A 25,286-nucleotide genomic window follows, 5' to 3' on the forward strand; every position below is an offset into this window, starting at 1 on the left:
CCGTTACGGAAGGAAAGTGCGTGAACGCCTTTGAGCCGAACATCCGGCCCGACTGCACCGACGAGCTGACAGCTACTCTCGGCCACCGGATTATGGTGATCGACGGCGCGATGGGCACGGCGATCCAGCGGGACCGGCCGGACGAGGCCGGTTACCGCGGCGAGCGGTTCACGGAGTGGCCGACCGCCCTTCAGGGCAACAACGACCTGCTCAACCTGACGCAGCCGCAGATCATCGAGGGCATCCACCGCGAGTACCTCGAGGCGGGCGCCGACATCCTGGAGACCAATACGTTCAACGCGAACGCGGTCTCGCTCTCCGACTACGGCATGCACGAGCTGGCCTACGAGCTGAATTACGCCGGCGCTGCCCTGGCCCGCAAGGCCGCCGACGAGTTCAGCACGCCGGAGAAACCCCGCTACGTGGCCGGGGCCATCGGGCCGACGACGCGGACCGCATCGATCTCGCCGGACGTGAACGACCCCGGGGCCCGCAACGTCTCCTACGACCAGCTAGTCGCCGCCTACCTGGAAGCCGTCAACGGTCTGGTCGACGGTGGTGCCGACCTCCTCATCATCGAGACGATCTTCGATTCGCTGAACGCCAAGGCGGCGGTGTTCGCCGTCGAGACGCTGTTCGAGGAGCGCGGACGCCGCTGGCCGCTGATCATCTCGGGCACCATCACCGATGCGTCCGGGAGGACGTTGTCCGGTCAGGTGACCGAGGCGTTCTGGAACGCGATCAGGCACGCGAAGCCGATCGCTGTCGGCCTCAACTGCGCCCTGGGCGCGCCGGAGATGAGGCCCTACATCGCCGAGGTCGCGCGGATCGCGGACACCTTCGTCTCCTGCTATCCGAACGCCGGCCTGCCCAACGCGTTCGGCGAGTACGACGAATCTCCGGAGCGTCAGGCGAGCTACATCGCCGAGTTCGCCGAGGCCGGCCTCGTCAACCTGGTCGGTGGCTGCTGCGGAACGGCGCCGCCGCACATCGCCGAGATCGCCAAGGTCGTCGACGGCAAGCCGCCGCGCGAGCTGCCGGAGATCCCGGTGGCCACCCGGCTCTCGGGCCTGGAGCCGCTCAACATCACCGACGATTCCCTATTCGTGAACATCGGTGAGCGCACCAACATCACCGGCTCCGCCCGGTTCCGCAACCTGATCAAGGCCGAGGACTACGACACCGCGCTGTCGGTCGCCCTGCAGCAGGTGGAGGTCGGTGCGCAGGTCATCGACATCAACATGGACGAAGGCATGATCGACGGCGTCGCCGCCATGGACCGGTTCACCAAGCTGATCGCGGCCGAGCCGGACATCAGCCGCGTCCCGGTGATGATCGACTCCTCCAAGTGGGAGGTCATCGAGGCGGGCCTGAAGAACGTGCAGGGCAAGCCGATCGTCAACTCGATCTCCATGAAGGAGGGCGAGGAGAAGTTCATCCGCGAGGCCAGGCTGTGCCGCAAGTACGGCGCCGCCGTCGTCGTGATGGCCTTCGACGAGCAGGGTCAGGCCGACAACCTGGAGCGCCGCAAGGAGATCTGCGGGCGCGCCTACCGGATCCTGACCGAAGAGGTCGGCTTCCCGGCCGAGGACATCATCTTCGACCCGAACTGCTTTGCGCTGGCGACCGGTATCGAGGAGCACGCGACCTACGGGATCGACTTCATCGAGGCCTGCGCGTGGATCAAGGAGAACCTTCCCAGGGTGCACATCTCCGGCGGTATCTCGAACGTGTCGTTCTCGTTCCGGGGCAACAACCCCGTCCGCGAGGCAATCCACGCGGTGTTCCTGTACCACGCCATCAAGGCCGGCCTGGACATGGGCATCGTCAACGCGGGCGCGCTGGTGCCCTACGACTCGATCGACCCCGAGCTGCGGGACCGCATCGAGGACGTCGTCCTGAACCGTCGCGAGGACGCGGCTGAGCGGCTCCTCGAGATCGCCGAGCGGTTCAACAGCTCGGAAAAGGCGGACGATCCGGTGGCAGCCGAGTGGCGCAGCCTCCCGATCCGCGAACGCATCACGCACGCCCTGGTCAAGGGCATCGACGCCCACGTCGATGCCGACACCGAGGAATTGCGGGCCGAGATCGCCGCCGCAGGCGGTCGCCCGATCGAGGTGATCGAGGGCCCGCTGATGGACGGCATGAACGTCGTCGGTGACCTCTTCGGCGCGGGCAAGATGTTCCTGCCTCAGGTCGTGAAGTCGGCCAGGGTGATGAAGAAGGCCGTGGCGTACCTGCTGCCCTACATCGAGGCGGAAAAGGAACAGTCCGGTGCCGCCGCGAATAAGGACACCAACGGCACGATCATCATGGCGACCGTAAAGGGCGACGTCCACGACATCGGCAAGAACATCGTCGGGGTCGTCCTGCAGTGCAACAACTACGAAGTGATCGACCTCGGTGTGATGGTGCCCGCCCAGAAGATCCTGGACGCGGCGAAGGAGCACGATGCCGACATCATCGGGCTGTCCGGCCTGATCACCCCGTCCCTGGACGAGATGGTCAACTTCGCCGTCGAGATGGAACGTGAGGGACTGGAGATCCCGCTGCTGATCGGTGGCGCGACCACCTCGCGCGCCCACACGGCCGTGAAGGTGTCGCCGCGTCGTAGCGGTCCGGTGGTCTGGGTCAAGGACGCGTCCCGCTCGGTGCCGGTCGCCGCAGCGCTCCTCGACGACAAACAGCGTCCGGCCCTGCTGGAGGCCACCGAGACCGACTACGCAGCCCTTCGCGAACGGCACGCCCAGAAGAACGAGCGGCCGATGCTGACGCTCGAGAAGGCCCGTGCGAACCGGACGCCGATCGAGTGGGACGGCTACACGCCACCGGTGCCCGCCCAGGGCATCGGTGTGCGGGAGTTCCACGATTACGACCTCGCCGAACTGCGCGAGTACATCGACTGGCAGCCGTTCTTCAACGCCTGGGAGATGAAGGGCAGGTTCCCCGACATCCTCAACAACCCGGTCTCGGGCGAAACCGCCCGCAAGCTGTACGACGACGCCCAGGAGATGCTCGACACCCTGATCAAGGAGAAGTGGCTGACTGCCAACGGGGTGATCGGCTTCTTCCCGGCGAACGCGGTCGGCTCGGGTAGTGAAGACATCGAGGTGTACACCGACGAGACCCGTACTGAGGTGCTGACCACGTTGCGCAACCTGCGCCAGCAGGGCGAGCACCGCGACGGCATCCCGAACCGGTCGCTCGGCGACTACATCGCGCCCAAGGACACCGGTCTGGCCGACTACGTCGGCGCCTTCGCCGTCACCACGGGCCTGGGCAGCCAGGACAAGATCGCGGAGTTCAAGGCAGCCAACGACGACTACAACGGGATCCTGCTGGAGTCGATCGCCGACCGGCTGGCAGAGGCGTTCGCCGAACGGATGCACCAACGGGTCCGCAAGGAGTTCTGGGGATTTCAGCCGGACGAGCAGCTGGACAATGAGGCGCTCATCGGTGAGAAGTACGTGGGAATCCGCCCTGCTCCCGGCTACCCTGCCTGCCCGGAGCACACCGAGAAGGTGACGCTCTGGACGTTGATGGACGTCAAGGAGCGGACCGGCATCGAGCTGACCGAGTCGATGGCGATGTGGCCCGGTGCTGCCGTCAGCGGCTGGTATTTCTCGCACCCGCAGTCGCAGTACTTCGTGGTCGGCCGGATGGCCCAGGACCAGGTCGCCGACTACGCGAAGCGCAAGGGCTGGACCCTGGCCGAAGCCGAGCGCTGGCTCGGCCCCAACCTCGGCTACAACCCGGAGGACTGAGCCTGGGCTCGGATGCGTCGGCCGCCGTCCGGACTGACTATCCGTTTGCCCGCCTCCGAGCGACAACAGCTTTCGTCGACCGGCCCGTCGCCGTCGGCCCCGCACCGGCGTTGTCGCTCGGAGGCGGGCAAAACGGTGCTCTCTCCGCTCGGATGCCGCGATGCACTAGACGCGCAGGACTGAATTCAGGGGTCTCTCGAAAAGGCAATTAGTACAACATGATCCATGACGCCGGACAGGTTGGACGCCCGTCTCGGCGGGGCGTCGTTGCCTGGCGCGCATCGCCGTCGGGCTAAACCGCCGTGACTTTGCCACGCGGCACGTGAAACAATCGCTGGCCGTGAAGACCTTCGAGGATCTGTTCGCCGAGCTGGGCGAACGAGCCCGCACTCGACCGGCGGGCTCTGCCACCGTCGCCGCACTCGACGGCGGGATACATGGGCTGGGCAAGAAGATCCTGGAGGAGGCCGGCGAGGTGTGGCTGGCCGCCGAACACGAACCCGACGAGGCATTGGCCGAGGAGATCAGCCAATTGCTGTACTGGACGCAGGTGCTGATGATCGCGCGCGGACTGTCCCTCGATGACGTCTACCGGAAGTTATGAGCATGTTGCGAGTCGCGGTGCCCAACAAGGGGACGCTGAGCGAGCCGGCCACCGAGATCCTCTCGGAGGCCGGCTACCGGCGGCGCACCGATTCCAAAGATCTCACCGTCATCGACCGGGTCAACCACGTCGAGTTCTTTTTCCTGCGGCCCAAAGACATTGCCATCTACGTAGGTTCGGGTGAGCTCGATTTCGGCATCACCGGACGAGACCTGGTGCTCGATTCTGATGCGCCGGTGCACGAATGCCTGGCGTTGGGTTTCGGATCGTCCAGCTTCCGCTATGCGGGGCCGGCCGGACGTGACTGGACGACAGCCGATCTGGCCGGCAAGCGGATCGCCACCGCCTATCCGAACCTGGTTCGAAAAGACTTGGCCGAGAGGGGAATCGACGCCACTGTCATCAGGCTTGACGGCGCCGTGGAGATTTCGGTGCAACTCGGGGTGGCCGATGCCATCGCCGACGTGGTGGGGTCCGGACGCACGCTGAGCCTGCACGACCTGGTGGCCTTCGGTAACCCGCTGTGTGATTCGGAGGCCGTGCTGATCGAGCGGGTGGATCAGGCCGCCCAGGGCGAGGCCAGGGCGGCGCGCGATCAGCTGGTTGCGCGGATTCAGGGTGTGGTGTTCGGCCAGCAGTATCTGATGCTCGACTACGACTGCCCGCGCACGGTCCTCGACAAGGCCACCGCGATCACGCCGGGCCTCGAGTCACCGACCATCGCCCCGCTCGCCGACGATGCCTGGGTCGCCATCCGCGCCCTGGTGCCACGCCGCGGCGTCAACGAGATCATGGACGAGCTCGCCGCCATCGGCGCCAAAGCGATTCTGGCTTCAGACATCAGATTCTGCCGTTTCTAGTGCCCCGCTCTGTGTGTTAGCGTCCGCCCTGGGGGACTGCCCGAAGTAATGGGAGAGGCTGTCCCTTTTACCGTCGCCGGGCTGTTCGTCCCCAGGAGGGTCTTCGTGACACACACTCTTATCTTGCTGCTGGCTTTACTCATCGGCGTAGTCGCCGGGTTGCGTTCGCTGACCGCGCCCGCCGTGGTCGCCTGGGCCGCTGCCCTTGACTGGATCGACCTCGACCACACCTGGGCATCCTGGGTGGACAACAAGATCACGGTCGTGGTCCTGACGTTTCTCGCGGTCGCCGAACTCGTCAGCGACAAACTGCCGAAGACGCCGCCGCGCACGGCGCCGCCATCGTTCGGAGCCCGGCTCGTGATGGGCGGCTTCGCCGGCGCCGTCCTCGGCGCCTGGCCGCACTGGACGTTTACCGCGCTGGGCGCGGGTGTGATCGGTGCGGTGCTCGGCACATTGGGCGGCTATCAAGCCCGCAAGCGATTGGTGGCCGCCAGCGGTGGCAAGGACTTGCCGATCGCCCTGCTCGAGGATGCGGTCGCGATCCTCGGCGGATTCGCCATCGTCGCCTTGACGGGTCACGTGCTGACCGAATATCTCCTCACGGCCGTTAAGTGACAGCGCATTTCGATGCGATCATCGTTGGCGCCGGCCAGGCCGGTCCGCCGCTCGCGGGTCGGCTGACGGCCGCCGGTCAGCGCGTTGCGATCGTCGAGCGCAAACTGATCGGCGGCACCTGCGTCAACAACGGCTGCATCCCGACCAAAACGCTGGTGGCCAGCGCTCACACCGCGCACCAGGCGCGCCGCGGTACGGAATACGGTGTCGGCACCGGATCGATCAGCGTGGACATGGCAAAAGTCAAGGCACGCAAGGACGGCATCATGCTCGCCGACCGCAAGGACGTCGAGGACTGGCTGGACGGCATGGACGGCTGCACCGTCTTTCGCGGCCACGCCCGCTTCGAGGATCCGCACACCATGCGGGTCGGAGATGACGTCCTGCACGCCGATCGGATCTTCCTCAACGTCGGTGGCCGTGCCGTCGTCCCCGACATCTCTGGACTCGCCGACGTCGACTACCTCACCAACGTGTCGATCCTCGACATCGACACGCTGCCACACCATCTCATCATCGTCGGGGGTAGCTACATCGCGCTGGAGTTCGCCCAGATGTACCAGCGCTTCGGTGCCCGGGTGACCGTCGTCGAACGGGGCCCACGGCTGGCGTCCCGCGAAGACGAGGATGTCTCGGCCACCATCAGAGAGATCCTGGAGGCCGAAGGGATCGAGATCATCGTGGGTGCCGACGATGTGCGAGTCAGCAAGGCCGACAAGGGCTTTGAACTCACACCGACGGCGGGGGCCGATCCCATCCACGGCAGTCATCTGCTGGTGGCGGTCGGGCGCCGGCCCAACACCGACGATCTCGGACTCGAGGCCGCCGGCGTGCAGACCGACGCGCGGGGCTACATCGTGGTCGACGATCAGCTCAGGACGAACGTCGAGCACATCTGGGCGATGGGCGACTGCAACGGCAAGGGTGCATTCACCCACACGTCATACAACGACTTCGAGATTGTTGCCGCCAACCTGCTCGACGACGATCCGCGCCGGGTCAGCGACCGCATCACCACCTATGCCCTCTACATCGATCCGCCGCTGGGGCGGGCCGGTATGACGGTGCGTGAGGTCCGTGAATCGGGCCGCAAGGCGCTGGTCGGCAAGCGGCCGATGACCAAGGTCGGCAGGGCCGTGGAAAAGGGTGAGACGCAAGGCTTTATGCAAGTCGTGGTCGATGCCGACACCCACGAGATTTTGGGAGCGGCCATTCTCGGTGTCGGTGGCGACGAGGCGATTCACTGCATTCTGGACGTCATGTCGGCCAAGGCGCCGTACACGACGCTGTCGCGCACCATGCATATCCATCCCACCGTCAGCGAGCTGATACCCACCATGCTGCAGGAGATGTCGCCGCTGCTCTAGGCGAACGATCAGGCAGCAGGTTGGGTAGGGTGTGAAATGGCTTGTGCCCGAGCCTTTTCCGGCCACCCGGGATAGGGCGGTGGCGTCCCGCCGAAAACCGGGCAGAGTGACTGATGCGGGCACCAGTCGCACAGCCGTGACGCCTTGGGGCGGAAATCGCCCGTCTCACCGGCGGATTGGATGGCACGCCAGATCGCCATCAGCGTCTTCTCGAAGCGCAGCAGCTCGTCGTGATCCGGGGAGTAGTCCAATACCTGGCCGTCGGCCAGGTAGATCAGCCGCAGCCGGGTGGGCAGCACGCCGCGTGACCGCAACAGCGCGACCGCATAGAACTTCATCTGGAACATGGCCTTGAACTCGGCCTGCGCTCTGGCCTCCGGCGGCGCCTTGCCGGTCTTGTAGTCGACCACCCGTAGCTCGCCGGTCGCGGCGACATCGATGCGGTCGATGAACCCGCGCAGCAGCGTGCCGTCGGCGAGTTCGACCTCGACACGCTGTTCGCACGACTGCGGGTCGAATCGGGTGGGGTCTTCCAGGCGGTAGTAGCCGGCCAGCAGTGCGCGGGCTTCCTCGAGCAGTTGGACTTGCAGTTCGGCTCCGAGCTCGTCGGCCAGATCGGGCTCTGCGGCGATCACCTTTTCCCACGCGGGCTGCACCAGTGATTTGGCCGTGTCCGGGCCGCGCGAGGCCGCAGGCAACCCGTAGAGCTGCTCGAGCGCGGCGTGCACCACCGACCCTCGAAGCTGCGCCGTCGACGGTGGCTCGGGCAGTCGGTCGATCGCCCGGAAGCGGTACAGCAACGGGCACTGCTTGAAGTCAGCCGCTCGCGACGGGGACAGGGCCGGTCTGGAAGCCGGTCGTACCCCTTCCTGCGGCTGGTCGGTCATTCTCGCAGCCTAGGACCGGGCGCCGACAACCCCAAGCACCCGGAGCAGCGAGTCGGCTGGCACGCTAGACGGCGTGTCCGGAACCGGCCCACTCACCGTGGGCGAACGAGTCCAGCTCACCGACCCCAAGGGCCGTCACTACACGGTGGAGCTCACTCCTGGCGCCGAGTTCCACACGCATCGCGGAGCGATCGCCCACGACGACCTGATCGGCCTGGAACAGGGCAGCGTGGTCAAATCCACCAGCGGCGCCCCGTTCTTGGTGCTGCGCCCGCTGTTGGTCGACTACATCATGTCGATGCCGCGCGGCCCGCAGGTCATCTACCCGAAGGACGCCGCGCAGATCGTGCACGAGGGCGACATCTTCCCGGGCGCGCGGGTGCTTGAGGCCGGGGCGGGTTCCGGCGCGCTGACCTGTTCGCTGTTGCGCGCGGTGGGCCCCGAGGGGCGGGTGGTCTCCTACGAAGTGCGCGCCGATCATGCCGAGCATGCGCAGCGCAATGTCTCGGTCTTTTTCGGTCAGGCACCCGACAATTGGCGGCTGATCATCGGCGATGTCGTGGACTCCGATCTGCCGGACGGCTCCTTCGACCGGGCCGTGCTGGACATGCTGTCCCCGTGGGAGGTGCTGGACGCGGTCGCGCGACTGATGACGCCCGGCGGTGTGCTGATGATCTACGTCGCCACCGTCACCCAGCTGTCGAGGGCCGTGGAGGCGTTGCGGGCGGCACAGTGCTGGACGGAACCGCGGGCGTGGGAGTCGCTGCAGCGCGGCTGGCACGCCGTCGGCCTGGCTGTGCGGCCGCAGCATTCGATGCGCGGCCATACCGCGTTCCTGATCGCGACGCGCCGGCTCGCCCCCGGCGTGATCGCCCCGATGCCGCTGGGTCGCAAGCGACCCGGCCGGGACGGCTAGTCGTCGCTGCGCCGTAACGAACGCTGCACCGACAGCAGTTCGAATTCCGGATGTGCGGCCACCAAGCGTTCGGCGGCGTCGAGAACGTCGACCACATGGGCACGCTCGCCCGAGACGACGGCCACGCCGATTCCCGCGCGCCGATACAGCTCCTGCGAACCCGTCTCGGCCGCCGACACGCTGAACTTGCGCCGCAGTTCGGCGACGACGGGCCGGATCACCGAACGCTTTTCCTTGAGCGATCGCACGTCGCCCAGCAAGACGTCGAATTCGAGCCAGCCGATCCACATCTACGGCGGCGGGGCTTCCGTCGGGGCCGGTTCCCCCTCCCAACACAGCCCCCTCGGCGAGGCGCCCCGCTGCAAGGTTGTTCGGGGTCGGCCGAGTATCCCTCGCTGCGTGGCGCGAGCGCTCATCCTCGACTAAGCGGGCGGCGGGGCGACGCGCCGCCTTCGCATCCCGCCCAGCTGACGGCCGGCCGGCGCCGCGCACCGGGCCGGTGGTGGGGCCGGCGGCGGCGGCGTCAGGACCGGCGGAGTCGTCGATGCCGGTGAGTTACCCAGAGCCAGTAGCATTTCCGCAGTTCGGCGGGATAACTGCCAACCCCCCTGGAAGGGCGTGAACTCCATCGGGAACGTGAACGCATGGTTCGGCTGGGCGGTGCTGACCCGGATCGAGGCCATCACGTTGGACGGGTTCTTGTCCGACCAGGCGATGTTGTCCGCCCCAAAAGTCATGGGCAGATAGCCGTTGTCGCGCAGCGCGTTGATGAACTTGTCGAAGGTGGCCGCGCTCTCCGGCGTGGCGCCCTCGACCAGGCCGACCTTGTTGGCGCCGGGAATGTTCGGGTCGGCAAGCCGGTTCAGCACGTCGGTCAGCGCCTCGGGGACGGGCAGCGGAGCCGTCGGGGGAGCAGTGACGACGACCGGAGTCGACGCCGGGGGGACCACCGACGACGTCGCCGACGCCGGGACCTTGGGTTCGGTGTGCGAACATCCTGCGAGTCCGACTGCCACTACGGCGGTGGCGGCGGTCAGCAGTACGGGCAGGTGTCGATGCATCCACTCAGTCAGTCGGCCGATGTGGCGGCGTCGACTTCAGGCTCGGGGTGATTTGTAGCGGACGCCGAACCAGCGGATGCAATGGAAGTCACAGTCGGAAACACAGCGTTGATGACCGCGGCGGCCGCTACGCCTGTGGCGAGGGGTTTTGCGGTCACGGGGTGTCCTCTCGGTGGTCCCAAATCGACGCCGAGGTTACCAGTGGGAGCAAAGACGCGACTTTTGACCGCATTTGACTACACGCATGAACGGCCAACGGCCGGTAGCGTTGAGGGATCCACCGCATCATTTCGGGGCGGGAAAGGAGCGCAACATGGGTGACTCAGAGCGTTCTGAAGCATTCGGCATCAATCCAGAAGCAGGTCTATCCAGCGGCGATGCTGCCGAATTGGAACAACTACGTCGTGAGGCGGCAGTACTGCGCGAGCAACTCGAGCAAGCGGCCGAATCAAATGGTGGCACGCGCTCCGCGCGCGATGTCCATCAGCTCGAAGCCCGCATCGACTCGCTGGCGGCCCGCAATTCCAAATTAATGGAAACTCTTAAAGAGGCCCGCCAACAACTGTTGGCACTGCGAGAAGAAGTCGACCGACTGGGCCAACCGCCCAGCGGCTACGGCGTGCTCCTCTCCACTCACGAGGACGAAACCGTCGACGTGTTCACGTCGGGTCGCAAGATGCGTTTGACGTGCTCGCCCAACATCGACATGTCCGTCTTGCGGAAGGGCCAGACGGTCCGGCTGAACGAGGCGCTCACCGTCGTCGAGGCCGGCACATTCGAATCCGTTGGCGAGATCTCGACTTTGCGGGAGGTGCTCAACGATGGGCACCGCGCCCTCGTCGTCGGCCACGCCGACGAGGAGCGCATCGTCTGGCTCGCCGACCCGCTCGTTGCCGAGGACCTACCCGAAGGGCACCCCGACGCCCTCAACGACGACACCCGGCCGCGCAAGTTACGGCCGGGCGACTCGCTGCTGGTGGACACCAAGGCCGGCTATGCCTTCGAGCGCATCCCCAAGGCCGAGGTCGAAGACCTGGTGCTCGAAGAGGTGCCCGACGTCAGCTACCTGGACATCGGTGGCCTGACTCGCCAGATCGAGCAGATCCGCGATGCCGTGGAGCTGCCGTTCCTGCACAAGGAGCTCTACCGCGAGTACGCGCTGCGTCCGCCCAAAGGTGTGCTGCTCTATGGCCCGCCCGGTTGCGGAAAGACGTTGATCGCCAAGGCGGTCGCGAACTCGCTGGCCAAGAAGATGGCCGAGGTCCGTGGCGACGACGCCCGCGAGGCCAAGTCGTACTTCTTGAACATCAAGGGCCCGGAACTGCTGAACAAGTTCGTCGGCGAGACCGAGCGGCACATCCGGCTGATCTTCCAGCGCGCCCGCGAAAAGGCGTCGGAGGGAACGCCGGTGATCGTGTTCTTCGACGAGATGGACTCGATCTTCCGCACCCGTGGCACCGGCGTCTCATCGGACGTCGAGACCACGGTGGTCCCGCAGTTGCTCAGCGAGATCGACGGGGTGGAGGGACTCGAAAACGTCATCGTGATCGGCGCCTCCAACCGCGAGGACATGATCGACCCCGCGATCCTGCGGCCCGGCCGCTTGGACGTGAAGATCAAGATCGAGCGACCCGATGCCGAAGCGGCGCAAGACATCTTCTCGAAGTACCTTGTCACGACGCTGCCGGTGCATGCCGACGACCTCGCCGAGTTCGACGGCGACCGTGGGGCGTGCATCGCGGCGATGATCGAGAAGGTTGTCGAGCGGATGTACGCCGAGATCGACGACAACCGGTTCCTGGAGGTCACCTACGCCAATGGTGACAAGGAAGTCATGTACTTCAAGGACTTCAACTCCGGTGCCATGATCCAGAACGTCGTCGACCGGGCGAAGAAGAACGCGATCAAGTCGGTGCTGGAGACCGGGCAACCCGGTCTGCGTATCCAGCATCTGCTCGACTCGATCGTCGACGAGTTCGCCGAGAACGAGGACCTGCCCAACACCACCAACCCCGATGACTGGGCGCGGATCTCGGGCAAGAAGGGCGAGCGGATCGTCTACATCCGCACCCTGGTCACCGGCAAGTCGTCGAGCGCGTCGCGTGCCATCGACACCGAATCGAACCTGGGCCAGTACCTGTAGCGCTGGGGCCGGATGTCGGCCCCAGCCCAGTTCTGCTGTTTCTCAGTCGAATTCGAGTGAGTAGCTGTTCGTCAGGTTGTCTTGGAGCACCTGCGCGGGCCGGGTTGTGGTGTCCACTCGCAGCGTCTCGGTGAGCACCCGCGGCGCATACGTCCAGCCTTCGGGGACGTCGAGCCGGCCGGCGAGCCCGGGTAGGTCCGCGCGTGACAGGTCGGGGTCGGCGACCTGGCTCCAGGTCTGCATGACCCAGCGATGTCCGTCGGGGTCGATGAGTTCGTAGATCTCTTCGCCCGCGTTGAACACGAAAACGGTATTGCGGCTCACCTCGTTGGCCAGATAGGGCGCGGGGTTCATCGACGTGAGTTGAACCGTGGCCTGCTTGATCATCTCGATTCCGCCGAAGGTTTTGGTCTCTCGCGGCCCTTGGGCCTGCTTCTCGATGTCGTTCATCAGCCAATAGCGCGGACCGTTGAGTAGTACTGCGGCTGCACCGTTTTCGGTGGCGAGGGCCTGCGGGTCCAGCTTTGACCACAGTTCGGCCGGGCAGTCGTTGAGCGGAAAGCTGTTGTAGACGGTGGCCTGCGGGCCGGACTCGGTGATCTCGACGAGAAGTACTTCGCCGTAACGCTTTCCAGACAAGTCGGCCACGTGTTCACTCGCTTTCTGTCGATGTGGCGATGGCGCTGCGGTAGCGGTTGCGTGCGATGAGCGTGGTGTGCAGGTCATCGATCAGCGGGTCCAAGAACGTCGAACGGTATTCGGCGTCGCTGGCGGCGCGCGCGCTGATGTACATGAACGTCAACGCCCCCAAGAAAAGACACATATGGATCAGCGAATCCGGTATTGGCAGAGTCCATCCCAGCACGGTCGCAGTGCTGGCGTAGGTGTGGGTCCATTCGTTGAGTAGTGATGGGCTCATGATGATCAGCCCGAGAATCAAATAGATCGTAGTGGTCACCACTGCTACCACCAGGATCTGCGCCAGCTGCGAGGTAGCCAGCACGAAGACCACGTTCAGCCGTTCTGACTTTTTCAACGGTGCGCAGTTACGAACGTCTGGCATCGTCGAAAACGGGGTATCGGCAAGCCTTGCCGTGTCCTTGGGCAGCGCCGTGGTCGAGTTGAGCATCGGCCTGACCCGTTCCACCGTTGCGGAGGTGACGAATGCCGCGGCGATGGCGATCAGAAACGCCATCGCCAACCCGAGCCGGTTGCCGCTGATCGTCGCGGCCATCAGCCAGACATAGGTGTTGAAGAACACCAATGCGGTCAGTAGCACCACGGGCAACGCCCGGACGGCCAGCGCGCCCACCGTCGCGAGATGCGACAGCATCATGCGGACCGCCCAGCCGAAAACCGAGCCGGCCCCGCAGCCGGTCAGGATCAGCACCGCGACAATGACAACGGCTTCCTGCAGCAACTGGGTGGGGCCCGATACGATCACTGCCCCGCATGCCACGACGGCCACCGACGCGCTCGCCGCGACCGTCCGTGTCCGTCCGCTCCGTAGCCGCGACACCAGCCAGCCGACGAGCGCCATCAGCGGCAGGACGAACGCGACGATGACCAGCACGACCCATTCGGCGGCCGTGGGAGTCCCGGTGATCTCGATGTCGCCGCCCCCCACGATCGAGTAGACCGCCAGCACGCAGGCCTGCAGCGTGGCGTACGCCGCCAGCGCGGGTGCCGATCGCGGCCAGATTCGTCGCCAGCGGGCCCTCCTGGTCAACACCCAGGGCAAACCGCGCTGCAGGAACCAGCTTTCAGCCGCGGCGGCCGCCGATGCTCGGCCGCGTCCGGTGCGACGGAGTGAAAGGTCCATCGCGCCTTACCCTAACGGGCATTCGCCAGCGTGCGGGCCGTTTGTCGGCCCTTCGCCGTGGCGCCATCTTCGCCGGGTTGAGTCACCCCGCTGCCTCGCCCCTGCGCCGTCGCCCCTCGCGCTTCGCGGCCGGGCGGCGCCCCCACAGCGCCCCGCCGCGGCGGGCACATCGCCGCCCGGCCTAGGCTGTTGGCATGCAACGGATTATCGGGACGGAGGTCGAGTACGGCATTTCGTCGCCGTCCGACCCGACCGCCAACCCGATCCTCACCTCGACCCAGGCGGTGCTGGCGTATGCCGCCGCTGCCGGCATCCAGCGCGCCAAACGCACCCGCTGGGACTACGAAGTGGAATCGCCGTTGCGTGACGCCCGCGGTTTCGACCTGAGCCGCTCGGCCGGGCCGCCGCCGGTGGTCGACGCCGACGAGGTTGGCGCCGCCAACATGATCCTGACCAACGGGGCACGGCTCTACGTGGATCACGCCCACCCCGAGTACTCCGCGCCCGAATGCACCGATCCGCTGGACGCCGTGATCTGGGACAAGGCCGGCGAGCGCGTGATGGAGGCCGCTGCCCGGCACGTCGCCAGCGTGCCCGGAGCCGCGAAGCTGCAGCTCTACAAGAACAACGTCGACGGCAAGGGTGCCTCCTACGGCTCGCACGAGAACTACCTGATGAGCCGGCAGACGCCGTTTTCGGCCATCATCGCCGGGCTGACCCCCTTCCTGGTGTCCCGCCAGGTCGTCACGGGCTCCGGCCGGGTCGGCATCGGCCCCTCGGGTGACGAGCCCGGTTTCCAGCTGTCCCAGCGCTCCGACTACATCGAGGTCGAGGTCGGGCTGGAGACCACGCTCAAACGCGGCATCATCAACACTCGCGACGAGCCGCACGCCGACGCGGACAGATACCGGCGGCTGCACGTGATCATCGGCGACGCCAACCTCGCCGAGACGTCGACGTACCTGAAGCTGGGCACCACGGCGCTGGTCCTCGACCTGATCGAGGAAGGCCCACAGCACGGGATAGACCTGAGCGACCTGGCGTTGGCCCGGCCGGTGCACGCCGTCCACGCGATCAGCCGGGATCCGTCGCTGCGGGTCGCCGTGGCACTGGCGGACGGCCGCGAACTGACCGCCCTTGCGCTGCAACGGATCTACCTCGATCGGGTGGCCAAACTGGTCGACGGTCGCGACCCTGACCCACGGGCCGCCCATGTCGTCGAAACCTGGGCGCACGTGCTCGACCAGCTGGAACGCGACCCGATGGAGTGCGCCGAGCTGCTGGACTGGCCGGCCAAGTTGCGGCTGCTCGAGGGTTTCCGGCAGCGCGAAAACTTGAGCTGGTCGGCGCCCCGGTTACACCTCGTCGACCTGCAATATTCCGACGTCAGGCTGGACAAAGGCCTGTACAACCGGCTGGTTGCGCGAGGCTCGATGAAGCGTCTGGTCACCGAACATCAGGTGATCGAGGCGGTGGACAACCCGCCGACCGACACGCGCGCGTACTTCCGCGGCGAATGTCTACGCCGATTCGGCGCCGATATCGCCGCAGCAAGCTGGGACTCGGTGATTTTCGATCTGGGTGGTGATTCGCTGGTGCGCATCCCGACGCTGGAGCCGTTACGGGGCAGTAAAGCGCACGTCGGAGCGCTGCTGGACTCGGTGCATAGTGCCGCCGAGCTGGTGGAACAACTGACGAGCTAAGTGTCGTTAGGCCGGGAAACGTCGGGGTTGACCGGTAGGGTAGAGGGATACCAGCAAGCGCTGGCGTGGCTTTCTAATGAGCCCGGACAAAGCAGGAGGCGGCGATGGCGCAGGAGCAGACCAAGCGGGGCGGTGGCGGCGGTGATGAAGACGACGTCGTCGGCACCTCTGCTGCAGGTCAGGAGCGTCGCGAGAAGCTGTCCGAGGACACCGACGATCTACTCGACGAAATTGACGACGTCCTTGAGGAAAACGCTGAGGACTTCGTCCGTGCGTATGTCCAAAAGGGCGGACAGTGACCTGGCCGTTCTCTGATCGCCTGTCCACCAACTCCGCACTCTCCGGAATCCCCGCTGTAAATCAGTCCTCGTTCGCCGACATGCTGCGCCGTCAGGCGCCCGAGCTGCTGCCTCCGGTACTCGGTGGCGGGGCGCCGGCGGGCGGTCCGGGTGGCCAATTGCCGCACGGGACGACCATCGTCGCGCTGAAGTACCCCGGTGGCGTGCTGATCGCAGGTGACCGGCGCTCGACGCAGGGCAACATGATTGCCGGGCGCGACGTGCGCAAGGTGTACATCACCGATGACTACACCGCCACCGGTATCGCCGGCACGGCCGCGATCGCCGTCGAGTTCGCTCGTCTCTACGCGGTGGAACTCGAGCACTACGAAAAGCTGGAAGGCGTGCCCCTCACCTTTGCCGGCAAAGTCAACCGGCTCGCCATCATGGTCCGTGGCAACCTGGCGGCCGCAATGCAGGGCCTGGTGGCCCTGCCGCTGCTGGCGGGATACGACATCCACGCGGCCGACCAGGAAGGCGCAGGGCGCATCGTCTCGTTCGACGCCGCAGGCGGATGGAACATCGAGGAAGAGGGCTACCAGTCGGTGGGGTCGGGGTCGATCTTCGCAAAGTCGTCGATCAAGAAGCTGTACTCACAAGTCAGCGATGCCGATTCCGCTCTGCGAGTCGCCATTGAGGCCCTCTACGACGCGGCCGACGACGATTCGGCGACCGGTGGCCCGGACCTTGTCCGGGGCATCTTCCCGACGGCGGTCACCATCGGCGCCGACGGGGCGGTTGAGGTGGCGGAAAGTCGCATCGCCGGACTGGCCCGCGAGATCATCGAAAATCGTTCGCGCGCAGATACTTTCGGCCCCGACAGCGAGTCGAGGGGTGAGCAGTGAGCTTCCCGTATTTCATCTCGCCTGAGCAGGCGATGCGCGAGCGCAGCGAACTCGCGCGCAAGGGTATCGCCCGGGGCCGCAGCGTGGTGGCGCTGGCTTATTCCGGGGGTGTGCTCTTCGTCGCGGAGAACCCGTCGCGGTCACTGCAGAAAATCAGCGAACTCTACGACCGCGTCGGGTTCGCCGCCGCGGGCAAGTTCAACGAATTCGACAACCTGCGTCGCGGCGGCATCCAGTTCGCCGACACACGCGGCTACGCCTACGACCGCCGCGATGTCACCGGCCGTCAGCTGGCCAACGTCTACGCGCAGACGCTGGGCACCATCTTCACCGAACAGGCAAAACCCTACGAGGTTGAGCTGTGCGTCGCCGAGGTCGCGCATTACGGCGAGACGAAACCTCCTGAGATGTACCGGATTACCTACGACGGGTCCATCAATGACGAGCCGCATTTCGTGGTGATGGGTGGCACCACCGAGCCGATCGCCAACGCGCTCAAGGAGTCCTACGCCGAAAACGCCGATCTGCACGACGCTTTGGCGATCGCGCTGGAGGCGCTTCGGGCTGGCAGTGCAGATTCCTCGAACGGCGACCAATCCTCGCTCGATGTGGCCAGTCTCGAGGTGGCCATCCTCGACGTGGGCCGACCACGGCGCGCGTTTCGGCGGATTGGTCGCTCGCAGCTGGAAACGCTGCTCCCGAAGGCTCTTTCCGACGAGGCGGATGTGTCCGATAAGGATGTGTCCGATAAGAAAGCGTCCGAGTAGCTGATAGCACCCCTTCTCAGCAGGGCAAATCAGCCCGCGGCGTAGTAGGGTACCGGCAGCCACCGGGATTTAGAGGCTGCGTGTCGTGAATTCGGTGGTCCTGGGTTCGCCCCTTGCTTGATCCCACGTTTAAACGCCGGTCCGGGTGCCGGTGAATTACTCGCAAAAGGAAAGGTGACTGGGTGCGGATGCGGCCAGATGAGCACTCGCAATCAGGGGTCCGCCGTCGCCGGTGGTGGCCGCGCACGAAACTCGGCACGGCTGCTTTGGTTGGCATAAGTGCCTGCGCGGTGCTGACGGCGGTCGTTCTGTACGTCGACGGCGAAGGGGCCCAACGCGCGCCAATTCGTGGGACGCCCACCCGCGATGGCACCACCGTCACGTTCAATGTGGCAAACATTCAAAACACCTACAGCGAGCTGGTCGGCGACCTTATCGTCAAGCCCGGGCCCGAGTTGTTGGATCCGGCGACCGACGGCCTCAAGCAAGACCTCACCGTGGCAGTCACATCCACGACGACACCGATCAAGCGCACCTGGTCCAAGGGAATGTTGCCCGGTGTTTTTCCCGTTCCGCTAACTCTGGCGCGTGACATCGAACGGTGGCCCTTCGATAGCTACTACACCGGGCCGGTTACGGTGGAATTGTTCGTGGGTACCGACGCGCCGCAGCGCGCCGACGTGACATTCGTCGATCGATTGACCGGCTGGAAAGTTCACGTGAATCGGGTGAATAGCGCCAACCAGACCTCACCCTACGTGGTCGAATTGCAGAGATCGGCGAGCACGATGCTATTTGCGATTGTCATCCTGCTTATTTTTGTCGCGATCGCAGCGATTGGTTTGTATGTTGCGATTCAGACGTATCGCGATCCATCGAAGTTTCAGTCGCCACTGACAACGTGGTATGCGGCGATGCTGTTTGCGGTGGTACCCCTGAGAAATGCGCTTCCAGGCTCGCCGGTGTTCGGAAGCTGGATCGATCTCACGATTGTTTTGTGGGTTCTGGTGGCTTTGGTGATCTCGATGCTGCTGTATATCGCGGCCTGGGCGAGAGCGACATCAAAGAAGACCTGATCGCGTTGGCTGGTCAGTGCCCAAGCAGGCGATTCTTCAGTTCGGTGTAATCCTCCTCGGTCAGCTCTCCTTCATCGCGGAGCTTGGTGATCTCGCGGATCTTTAGCGCGATTCCGGTGACCACGATCCGGGGTCTGGGGTGTCCGACGTCGCCGTCACCGGGGGCTGGCGGGTTTCCGATGCGGGTGGTCACGGGTGCTCCCGTCGTCGTACCGCCTGTGCTGCCGCCGGAGCTCGACGGACCGGCCATCGCGCGGCCAGTCATCCCCGCCAGCCCCAAGTCGCTGAGGGTGGTGCTCGAACCTGCTTCCACAGGTGCCGCCACGGCAGGGTCGACGCAGGTGACCGGCAATGCCATTGCGAGCGGACGGATTTCCGGTGCGGCGGTGGTCCATGCCGAGGGTACGGATAGTGCGCCGACGGTGCCGGAGTTGCCCAGACCGGCCGAAAACGTTGGCACCGTGCCGGAACGCAGGTCGAGCAGAGGCGCCGGGAATTCTTGGACGGGCGCCTGTCCGGTGCCCGGCCAGGGGGCGACCCCTTCCCAGCCGCTGACGATTTCATCGGCGTGGAGACCGGTCAGGGTTCCACCAATGCCGAAGGGAAGATCCACCGGCCCTGCCACAATCGCCAGGGGAAGGTCCGAAAGCAGGCCGGCCACACTGGCCGGCGCGTCGAGGAAGATTGCGATCAAGTTGCTCAAGTTGTCGAGGGAACTCGAGGGAGCGGCCGACGGGGCGGCCGTTGCCAGGCCCTCCAACGTGGTGGGTACAGCCGACAGCGTTTGCTGGGTGCTGCCGGCGGATGTGCCGGTCGCCTGGGTGACCGCGGTGGTTTGCGCGGCTTGCCCACCGGGATTGATGTTCTGTCGCGGCGACGCAAAGGCAGTCAGTACAGATGTGGCCGCCGACGAGCCGGCGTAGGTGTACATCGCCGCGGCGTCTTGTGCCCACATCTCCGCGTACTGCGCCTCGGTGGCCGCGATGGCTGCAGTGTTCTGCCCTAAGAAGTTGGTCGCCACCAGCGCCGCCAACAGGCTCCGGTTGGCCGCGATCACCGGGGGCGGCACCGTCATGGCGTACGCCGTCTCGTAGGCGGCGACCGCGGCGATCGCTTGGGTGGCGGTTTCCGCTGCCTGGGCGGCGGTGCCGCTCAGCCATTGCACAAACGGTCCGGCAGCGGCCGCCATGGACGCCGACGCCGGGCCCGTCCACACTTCTGCGCTCAGCCCCGATACGACGGACTGGTATGCGCCAGCCGCCGCATACAGTTCGTCGGCCAATGCCGCCCACGCCCGCGCAGCCGCGAGCAATGGCCCCGAGCCAGGACCGGCATACATCCGGCCGGAGTTGATCTCCGGCGGATAAATCCCGAAATCCATTGCTCGCGCATTCCTCTTCCAGACAGCCGGAGCTACCCCCCAAAAATTGGACGAGATGTGCCTCAGCGACCGAGCAGACGGTTTTTCTGCTCGGTGTATTCGTCTTCGGTCAAAATTCCCTCGTTGCGGAGCTTGACGAACTCACGAAGCTCGGCCGCGACTCCGGTGATGACAGGCCGGGGCTCGCCTTCCGGCGCGCTACCTGAATTCGCAGCCGTATCTTCCGCGGTCCTTACGGCACCGGAGGCGTCCTGCACATGCTCTCGTCGCTGTGCTTTGCCGCCGTCTTTGGCGACACCTGTGCCCAGGGTGCCGGCGATGGCCCGCCCGGCCATTCCCGCCACAGCCATCTGGCCCAAGGTGGTGCTCGACCCAAGCGTGGGCCCCAAGTCGGCGCCCCCCGCGACGGGCAGCGCGGGCATGGTGTACGCGGTGGCGCGAACCGCCGGCGTGGCAATGGTCCATGTCGCCGGCACGGACAAGGGGCCGACGGAGTTCGCATCGCCCCGCCCTGCCGAGACTCTCGGCGCCGGCGGCACCGTGCCCGGGGGGAGATTGGCAAGATGCGCCGGGAATTCCTTGACGGGCGCGGGCCCTCTGCCCGGCCAGCTCTCTTCGCCGTTCCAACCACTGACGATGTCGTCGGTGTGCACACCGGTGCCGTAACCACCGATGTCGAACGGCAGGGACACCAGGCCAAGGATGCTCAGCGGTAAGCCGACGGTCAGGGCTGCGACGTCGGCCGGCAGGTCAAGGAAGATGGCAATCAGGTCGCTCAACAAGTTCAGCGTGTCCAACGTGGACGACGACGAAGAGGCCGCCGGTGCCGCGGTCGCCAGGCTCTGCAGGGTGCTCGGTACCGCGGACAACGTCTGCTGCACATTGCCCGCCGATGTTCCGGCCGCCTGGGTGACGGCGGTCGATTGCGTGGCCTGCCCGCTGGGGTTGGTGTTCTGTCGAGGCGACTCGAAAGGTGTCAGTGCCGTCGCGGATGCCGAGGATCCCGCGTATCGGTACATCGCCGCGGCATCCTGCGCCCACATCTCGGCGTACTGGGCCTCGGCGGTGGCGATTGCGGAGGTGTTCTGCCCGAAGACGTTTGTCGCGAGCAGCCTCGCGAGCCGGGTGCGGTTCGAGGTGACCAGCGGAGGCGGCACCGTCGACGCGAACGCTTCCTCGTACGCCGCGGCCGCGGCTTTGGCCTGGGTCCCGGCGTGTTCAGCCTGTACGGCCGCGCCCTCCAGCCAGCTGACATAAGAAGCGGCCGCGGCCGCCATCGAGGCCGAGGAGGGACCGATCCACGGCCCGGCGGTCAGGCTCGCGATGGCCGACTGGTACGAGCTGGCGGTCGCATACAGCTCAGCGGCCAACCCCTCCCAGGCTTCGGCCGCGGACAGCATCGAGTCCGACCCGGGACCGAGGTACATCCTGCTGGAGTTGACTTCCGGCGGCAAGGACGCGAAATCCACTGGCGCCCTTAACCGATCGCGATCGACGTGGTCGTGTCCCGGCGACGAGCCTTCCTGCCCATCACGTAGGCAGGAAGGCTCGTACAGACGCCTTTGGGCTTAGGCCTAGGCCGCACGCGCCACTTCCGGGACCTCCTCGCGTGGCGTAGAAACACGCGGGCGGCTGTTGATCGCCGTGTATAGCGGAGCTGTCACGGCGGTGGTCACGATGGCAAGCGCACACAACATGGCAAACGCATAGGGACCGATCAAATGAGATTGCAGACCCACCGACGCAATGGCGAGTTCGGTGACGCCGCGGCAATTCAGCAGGACGCCGAGTTCGGCCGACTTTTTCAGCGGCCAGCGTTGCATCCTGCCGGACACCAGACCGACCGCGATCTTGGAGCCGAAAGCGGCGGTGGTCAGGGTCAGCAGGCATAGCAGACCAGTCCATTGACACAAATCCGCCAGCACCTGCAGCGGCACAGACAGGGCGCTGGAAACGAAGAACGCCGGAATGAGCATGTCCGCAACAATGGCCAGGGCTCGCTGCGATGCCTCGTTGGCCAGTCCTGCCGGGAAGAACAGGCCGGCAATCACGGCGCCAATGGCGGGGTGGATGCCCAGTACCTGCGTTGCCGCCCCACCGACAAGCGCGTAGGCCAACATGGCGATCACGAACGGCGCGCCATGCTGGGTCGGCTTGTACCAGCGTTGGAGAAGCCGCGGCAGCACGAACATCACTACCAGCAACAAGGCGACGCCAACACAGATGGCAGTCACCGAGATCGTGCTCAAGTCGGTGGTCACCAGGATCAACGCGGTCACCAGCGCCCAGGCCGTCGCGTCGGTCGCGACCGCTATCCGCAGCGCAACGCCCGGAATGGGCGCCGGCACTGTGAGGTCTTTGATGATCAGGACGAGAACCGGAACGGCGGTGACGCTCAGCGCAATTCCGACAAACATCCACACATGGACTGGATTGTGATCCGGGCCAACGAGTTGGTTCGCGAAGGGCAAGGTCGCGGCGGCGCAAACGACGATCGGAATGGCCACGCACGGCACCAACTGCCAGAGTGGTGCCTGCTTACTTGATTTGCTGTAGGTACGCAGCTCAATTCCGACCAAGAACAGCAGCAGCAAGAGGCCCGCTTGGCCCACGGCCTCGATCAGGGATTTTGCGGTCGGCGACAGGAGTGCGGACTGGATGGAGGGGGGGCTGGCGGACAGGACTGTGCCTATCAGGAGGCCGAAAAAGATTACCCCAACAACCGCGGGCTGCTTAATCCGACGAAATAGGGTTCCGACAAGTACTGAGCCAGCTAAAACTGCGGACAGCACCATTAGTGCTTGCAGCACACTACCGAGTGGCATCGATTCTCCTGAGTAACCGATTGGGATTACTGAAATGTGAGAGTTCTATTGGTAAGAGATCGCTTAAAGGGCTATTTAGGCACATTCTGTTTGCGGCTTGTTCTACGTCTTTTGGAATCGTTATTTCCCCACCTGTGAGGTTCGATCGATGGAAAAGTCATGCGTGCGCGCTCGCGTCACACGCATTAAGCGGTTTGGGCTTGCCGAGTCACCGGTCGCGTCGATGACCCCGGTTGGATCTTGTATAACCAGCGGCGAAACGCAATGCAACAGCGGCGCAGGCGTGAGATCATTCCATTACGTGTTCTTAACGTCGTCATGTGTTGTTAACGCAGGAGGGCGAATCCTGACGGTTCCTTGACGGCGAGATATTGGTAGTAGGCGACTATAATCCTATGTATCCACCAATTAATTCACAGGTAATCTACAGCTCAAATTCCCCTTTTTCCCAGGTACGGCAATTTGCGGTACGCCTGACGATGGGATGTTCGGCCCGCGTGCTGACCATGGGCAGCGCGCCGGCATTGCGGCTTGCCGTTGTACTCGGGGTCACATATGACCCAGATAACTTGCGCGCCAAAGTGATTGGTGGCGATTCGACGTTCGAGGGATCGGTGCGCGGGCCGGACGTTAGCGGTCGTGGCTTGAACCCTTCGGCTGAGGAAGCCTGTGCCGGGGATGCGGGCGGCCTCCGGGCCCCGTAGGGGCGCCACCCCGTGGGCCGCCGCGGCGCTAGTAGCGCGACGTTCTGCGGCGTTCTGGCGCGGCTGCTCACATTCGGGCTGAGACAACAAGTACCCTCGAATATGTGCAGCGACGAATCATGGGCATCGAGACCGAGTTCGGTGTCACCTGCACGTTTCACGGTCATCGGCGACTGAGCCCCGACGAGGTCGCGCGCTATCTGTTCCGGCGTGTCGTGTCGTGGGGCCGAAGCTCCAACGTGTTCCTGCGCAATGGCGCTCGCCTGTACCTGGACGTTGGCAGCCACCCCGAGTACGCGACGGCCGAATGCGACAGCCTGGTGCAGCTGGTCACCCATGACCGCGCCGGCGAATGGGTGCTGGAAGACCTGCTGGTCGACGCCGAGCAGAGGCTTGCCGACGAGGGCATCGGTGGCGACATCTACCTGTTCAAGAACAACACCGACTCCGCGGGCAACTCCTACGGCTGCCACGAGAATTACCTGATCGTGCGGGCCGGCGAATTCTCCCGGATCTCCGACGTGCTGCTGCCGTTCCTGGTCACCCGCCAGCTGATCTGCGGCGCCGGCAAGGTGCTGCAAACCCCCAAAGCCGCGACCTTCTGCCTGTCCCAGCGCGCCGAGCACATCTGGGAGGGCGTCTCGTCGGCGACCACCCGGAGCCGGCCGATCATCAACACCCGCGACGAGCCGCACGCCGACGCCGAGAAGTATCGGCGCCTGCACGTCATCGTCGGCGACTCCAACATGTGTGAGACCACCACCATGCTCAAGGTGGGTGCGGCCGCTCTCGTCCTCGAGATGATCGAAGCCGGTGTGCCCTTCCGGGACTTTTCGCTGGACAATCCCATTCGCGCTATTCGTGAGGTCAGCCACGACGTCACCGGCCGGCGGCCGGTGCGGCTGGCCGGTGGTCGCCAGGCCAGCGCGCTGGACATCCAGCGCGAGTACTACAGCCGCGCGGTGGAGCACCTGCAGACCCGCGAGCCCAATGCGCAGATCGAGCAGATCGTCGACCTGTGGGGCCGTCAGTTGGACGCCGTCGAGAGCCAAGACTTCGCCAAGGTGGACACCGAGATCGACTGGGTGATCAAGCGCAAGCTGTTCCAGCGCTACCAGGATCGCTACGACATGGAGCTGTCCGACCCTAAGATCGCCCAGCTGGATCTGGCCTACCACGACATCAAACGGGGCCGTGGGGTCTTCGATTTGCTGCAGCGCAAGGGCCTGGCGGCGCGCGTCACCACCGACGAGGACATCGCCGAGGCGGTCGAGAACCCGCCGCAGACCACCCGCGCGCGGCTCCGCGGCGAGTTCATCAGCGCCGCGCAGGCGGCGGGCCGCGACTTCACCGTCGACTGGGTGCACCTCAAGCTCAACGACCAGGCGCAGCGCACAGTGCTGTGCAAGGACCCGTTCCGCGCGGTCGACGAGCGGGTCAAACGGCTCATCGCCAGCATGTAGCCGCTGCAGATCCAGCATCGTTCACACGAGTCACACTGGCACCGCCGCGGGCCGGCACGGTCTGATCGCAAAGTTGATAGCGCCTGCGCTATCAACTTTCCAGGGAACTCGTGCCCGCCCATTCAGAAACACATGTGGCCTC

General features: G+C 65.3%; 21 protein-coding genes. 13 read left to right on the forward strand and 8 right to left on the reverse strand.

The features are described 5' to 3' along the window. The first annotated feature begins 92 nt into the window (after positions 1–92). The 5 genes from metH (at position 93) to MNAB215_RS22325 (ending at position 7,213) form a co-directional block, all read left to right on the forward strand. On the forward strand, positions 93–3,764 hold the full coding sequence (gene metH / locus MNAB215_RS22305; protein WP_245830467.1) for a methionine synthase: 3,672 nt from the start codon (positions 93–95) through the stop codon (positions 3,762–3,764). 322 nt (positions 3,765–4,086) lie between these two features. Next, positions 4,087–4,368, forward strand: a complete 282-nt coding sequence (locus tag MNAB215_RS22310; protein WP_067310353.1) for a phosphoribosyl-ATP diphosphatase — start codon at positions 4,087–4,089, stop codon at positions 4,366–4,368. Positions 4,369–4,370: 2 nt separating this feature from the next. Continuing rightward, complete coding sequence (gene hisG / locus MNAB215_RS22315; protein WP_077080730.1) at positions 4,371–5,228, forward strand: ATP phosphoribosyltransferase; 858 nt, start codon at positions 4,371–4,373, stop codon at positions 5,226–5,228. Positions 5,229–5,333: 105 nt separating this feature from the next. After that, positions 5,334–5,846, forward strand: a complete 513-nt coding sequence (locus tag MNAB215_RS22320) for a DUF4126 domain-containing protein (protein WP_077080731.1) — start codon at positions 5,334–5,336, stop codon at positions 5,844–5,846. Beyond that, positions 5,843–7,213 (forward strand): FAD-containing oxidoreductase, encoded by a 1,371-nt coding sequence (locus MNAB215_RS22325; RefSeq protein ID WP_077080732.1) that lies wholly within the window; start codon positions 5,843–5,845, stop codon positions 7,211–7,213. The genes MNAB215_RS22320 and MNAB215_RS22325 overlap by 4 nt, the downstream gene beginning before the upstream one ends. 8 nt (positions 7,214–7,221) lie before the next feature. Here MNAB215_RS22325 and MNAB215_RS22330 read toward each other — a convergent pair whose 3' ends face one another. After that, positions 7,222–8,100: a RecB family exonuclease gene (locus MNAB215_RS22330; protein WP_077080733.1), complete on the reverse strand. Its 879-nt coding sequence runs from the start codon at positions 8,098–8,100 to the stop codon at positions 7,222–7,224. Between the two features lie 73 nt (positions 8,101–8,173). Between MNAB215_RS22330 and trmI the strand changes: the two genes are divergently transcribed. Then, positions 8,174–9,016: a tRNA (adenine(58)-N(1))-methyltransferase TrmI gene (gene trmI / locus MNAB215_RS22335; RefSeq protein WP_077080734.1), complete on the forward strand. Its 843-nt coding sequence runs from the start codon at positions 8,174–8,176 to the stop codon at positions 9,014–9,016. Here the strand turns inward: trmI and MNAB215_RS22340 are convergent. After that, entirely contained in the window at positions 9,013–9,306 is a 294-nt protein-coding gene (locus MNAB215_RS22340; RefSeq protein ID WP_077080735.1) for a DUF503 domain-containing protein, read from the reverse strand. The two genes, trmI and MNAB215_RS22340, sit on opposite strands and share 4 nt — an antisense overlap. A gap of 132 nt (positions 9,307–9,438) precedes the next feature. Further along, a complete protein-coding gene (gene lppK / locus MNAB215_RS22345) occupies positions 9,439–10,077 on the reverse strand; it encodes a lipoprotein LppK (protein ID WP_245830379.1) in 639 nt (212 codons plus the stop codon). A 313-nt stretch (positions 10,078–10,390) separates the two neighbouring features. On the opposite strand from lppK, the gene arc reads away from it, so the two are divergent. Continuing rightward, positions 10,391–12,220, forward strand: coding sequence for a proteasome ATPase (arc, locus tag MNAB215_RS22350; RefSeq protein WP_077082235.1), 1,830 nt, complete (start codon positions 10,391–10,393; stop codon positions 12,218–12,220). Positions 12,221–12,262: 42 nt separating this feature from the next. Here arc and MNAB215_RS22355 read toward each other — a convergent pair whose 3' ends face one another. Then, entirely contained in the window at positions 12,263–12,868 is a 606-nt protein-coding gene (locus tag MNAB215_RS22355) for a hypothetical protein (RefSeq protein WP_077080736.1), read from the reverse strand. A 4-nt stretch (positions 12,869–12,872) separates the two neighbouring features. Next, complete coding sequence (locus MNAB215_RS22360) at positions 12,873–14,042, reverse strand: hypothetical protein (protein WP_083746210.1); 1,170 nt, start codon at positions 14,040–14,042, stop codon at positions 12,873–12,875. 194 nt (positions 14,043–14,236) lie between these two features. Here MNAB215_RS22360 and dop point away from each other — a divergent pair, with 194 nt between their 5' ends. The 5 genes from dop (at position 14,237) to MNAB215_RS22385 (ending at position 18,771) form a co-directional block, all read left to right on the forward strand. After that, complete coding sequence (gene dop / locus MNAB215_RS22365) at positions 14,237–15,745, forward strand: pup deamidase/depupylase (RefSeq protein WP_077080737.1); 1,509 nt, start codon at positions 14,237–14,239, stop codon at positions 15,743–15,745. Positions 15,746–15,849: 104 nt separating this feature from the next. Beyond that, positions 15,850–16,044, forward strand: a complete 195-nt coding sequence (locus MNAB215_RS22370; RefSeq protein ID WP_077080738.1) for a ubiquitin-like protein Pup — start codon at positions 15,850–15,852, stop codon at positions 16,042–16,044. Beyond that, entirely contained in the window at positions 16,041–16,928 is an 888-nt protein-coding gene (prcB, locus tag MNAB215_RS22375) for a proteasome subunit beta (RefSeq protein ID WP_077080739.1), read from the forward strand. The genes MNAB215_RS22370 and prcB overlap by 4 nt, the downstream gene beginning before the upstream one ends. Further along, complete coding sequence (prcA, locus tag MNAB215_RS22380; protein WP_077080740.1) at positions 16,925–17,695, forward strand: proteasome subunit alpha; 771 nt, start codon at positions 16,925–16,927, stop codon at positions 17,693–17,695. Before prcB ends, prcA begins: the two co-directional genes overlap by 4 nt. 188 nt (positions 17,696–17,883) lie before the next feature. Further along, positions 17,884–18,771 carry a DUF4436 domain-containing protein gene (locus MNAB215_RS22385; RefSeq protein WP_083746211.1) on the forward strand — a complete coding sequence of 296 codons (888 nt, stop codon included), beginning with the start codon at positions 17,884–17,886 and terminating at the stop codon, positions 18,769–18,771. Positions 18,772–18,784: 13 nt separating this feature from the next. On the opposite strand, the gene MNAB215_RS22390 is transcribed toward MNAB215_RS22385, so the two are convergent. The 3 genes from MNAB215_RS22390 to MNAB215_RS22400 all read right to left on the reverse strand — a co-directional run bounded on the left by MNAB215_RS22390 (position 18,785) and on the right by MNAB215_RS22400 (position 22,977). Further along, the gene (locus MNAB215_RS22390; protein ID WP_077080742.1) at positions 18,785–20,152 is read right to left on the reverse strand and encodes a PPE family protein, SVP subgroup; all 1,368 of its coding nucleotides are present in this window, start codon (positions 20,150–20,152) and stop codon (positions 18,785–18,787) included. Between the two features lie 62 nt (positions 20,153–20,214). Beyond that, on the reverse strand, positions 20,215–21,621 hold the full coding sequence (locus tag MNAB215_RS22395; protein ID WP_077080743.1) for a PPE family protein, SVP subgroup: 1,407 nt from the start codon (positions 21,619–21,621) through the stop codon (positions 20,215–20,217). Between the two features lie 105 nt (positions 21,622–21,726). Further along, the gene (locus MNAB215_RS22400) at positions 21,727–22,977 is read right to left on the reverse strand and encodes a cation:proton antiporter (RefSeq protein WP_083746212.1); all 1,251 of its coding nucleotides are present in this window, start codon (positions 22,975–22,977) and stop codon (positions 21,727–21,729) included. An 808-nt stretch (positions 22,978–23,785) separates the two neighbouring features. Between MNAB215_RS22400 and pafA the strand changes: the two genes are divergently transcribed. Further along, complete coding sequence (pafA, locus tag MNAB215_RS22405; protein ID WP_108637688.1) at positions 23,786–25,144, forward strand: Pup--protein ligase; 1,359 nt, start codon at positions 23,786–23,788, stop codon at positions 25,142–25,144. Positions 25,145–25,286: the final 142 nt, after the last annotated feature.

Source organism: Mycobacterium numidiamassiliense (assembly GCF_900157365.1).
In the GTDB taxonomy this organism is placed as follows: domain Bacteria; phylum Actinomycetota; class Actinomycetes; order Mycobacteriales; family Mycobacteriaceae; genus Mycobacterium; species Mycobacterium numidiamassiliense.

Excerpts from the sequence above, each read along its gene's own strand:
- MNAB215_RS22370 (WP_077080738.1), top strand. The coding sequence starts at position 15,850 with ATGGCGCAGGAGCAGACCAAGCGGGGCGGTGGCGGCGGTGATGAAGAC.
- MNAB215_RS22390 (WP_077080742.1), bottom strand. The coding sequence starts at position 20,152 with ATGGATTTCGGGATTTATCCGCCGGAGATCAACTCCGGCCGGATGTAT.
- metH (WP_245830467.1), top strand. The coding sequence starts at position 93 with ATGGTGATCGACGGCGCGATGGGCACGGCGATCCAGCGGGACCGGCCG.
- dop (WP_077080737.1), top strand. The coding sequence starts at position 14,237 with ATGCAACGGATTATCGGGACGGAGGTCGAGTACGGCATTTCGTCGCCG.
- hisG (WP_077080730.1), top strand. The coding sequence starts at position 4,371 with ATGTTGCGAGTCGCGGTGCCCAACAAGGGGACGCTGAGCGAGCCGGCC.
- MNAB215_RS22340 (WP_077080735.1), bottom strand. The coding sequence starts at position 9,306 with ATGTGGATCGGCTGGCTCGAATTCGACGTCTTGCTGGGCGACGTGCGA.
- MNAB215_RS22360 (WP_083746210.1), bottom strand. The coding sequence starts at position 14,042 with ATGGACCTTTCACTCCGTCGCACCGGACGCGGCCGAGCATCGGCGGCC.
- lppK (WP_245830379.1), bottom strand. The coding sequence starts at position 10,077 with ATGCATCGACACCTGCCCGTACTGCTGACCGCCGCCACCGCCGTAGTG.
- arc (WP_077082235.1), top strand. The coding sequence starts at position 10,391 with ATGGGTGACTCAGAGCGTTCTGAAGCATTCGGCATCAATCCAGAAGCA.
- MNAB215_RS22385 (WP_083746211.1), top strand. The coding sequence starts at position 17,884 with ATGCGGCCAGATGAGCACTCGCAATCAGGGGTCCGCCGTCGCCGGTGG.
- MNAB215_RS22400 (WP_083746212.1), bottom strand. The coding sequence starts at position 22,977 with ATGCCACTCGGTAGTGTGCTGCAAGCACTAATGGTGCTGTCCGCAGTT.
- MNAB215_RS22330 (WP_077080733.1), bottom strand. The coding sequence starts at position 8,100 with ATGACCGACCAGCCGCAGGAAGGGGTACGACCGGCTTCCAGACCGGCC.